General features: G+C 40.8%; 1 protein-coding gene. It reads left to right on the top strand.

The genetic code is table 11. The features are described 5' to 3' along the window. Positions 1-503: 503 nt before the first annotated feature. The gene (locus tag F6K49_RS50155) at positions 504-758 is read left to right on the top strand and encodes a hypothetical protein (protein WP_293110321.1); all 255 of its coding nucleotides are present in this window, start codon (positions 504-506) and stop codon (positions 756-758) included. Positions 759-1,267: the final 509 nt, after the last annotated feature.

Genomic DNA, 1,267 nt, shown 5'->3' on the forward strand with positions numbered 1-1,267 from the left:
TGTAAAAACTATGAGAATTGATCGACCCTATGAAGGGATGAATATTAAAAACGCCATTGGTTTAACAAAAGCTCAGAAAAACACGTTAAAAGCTCTAGGTGCAGTAGAAAAGGAGTAAGGGTAGCATATGCGCGTTCAGCCGTCAGCCGTCAGCCGTCAGCCTAAAGCTCACGGCTGATAGCTGATAGCTGATAGCTGTTCGCGTAGCGTGCGCGTAGCGCTTAAGCTGATAGCTTAAGGCACCGCAATGGTTCTAGCTTCCTTGACAAATAAGCTCATAATATGCTATTATAGAAGTAGAGCTTATTCTAATAAAGCCCGGGTAAGCGCAAGAAAAATTAAGCAAAAATGTGATATGCGGCAAGGATTATGACCAAAGGATTATGACCATGGTAAGCCTTGATTATCATAACTACTGCGCTTAGTTATCACTATTTTTAATAATAATTGATTGAGTCTTGCCCTTGCCCTGTATCATACAGTTGGGGTAAAAAAAAGTGGCGATGGAAAATACAGAATCTAACCAAAATTCTGAAGAGCAAGTAGTAGAAAATACATCTGGCGATACTAACCCCTTAGGGGACGCTCGATCCGACTCTCAGGAAACAGTAACAACTCCTGAAGAAGCTGAAGTAAAAGCTGGAGCGAGTGATGAAAATGTCGAAACAGAAAATCAAGACACTAAAGAAATTACTGCACCAGAATCTAATACAACTACTAGTGAGCGTTCTCCAGGAAAAACCGATAGAGGTTTATAATCGAGTATTTATATTCTGTGTTGATAATTGACCAACTCACCTAGGGTCATGTCACCTTTGTAATTAGGTACAGAGATCCCCCCTAACCCCCCTTAAGCAAGGGGGGAATTAGATTAAAAATTCCCCTTATTAAGCACGGAATTAGATGAAAAAGTGCTCCTGATGAAGGAGAGAATTAGATAAAAAAGTACTCCTGATGAAGGAGAGAATTAGATAAAAAAGTGCTCCTGATGAAGGAGGAAATTAGATGAAAAAGTCCCCCTTATTAAGGGGGATTTAGGGGGATCTGAATCAGGAATTAACAAAACTGGCATGCTCCCACTCAGCCAGGGGCACTCTTCAATAAGTATTAAGAGAATGGCATGACCAATAATATCTATGCGCTGCTGGTAGCTATTGATGAATATCCCAGTCCTGTTCCTTCTTTGAATGGCTGTGTCAATGACATCCTAGAAATACAGGAATATTTGCAAGGGCGGGTCGCTGCAGATGGAGATAAACTTCACATC

This window comes from Moorena sp. SIO3I6 (assembly GCF_010672095.1).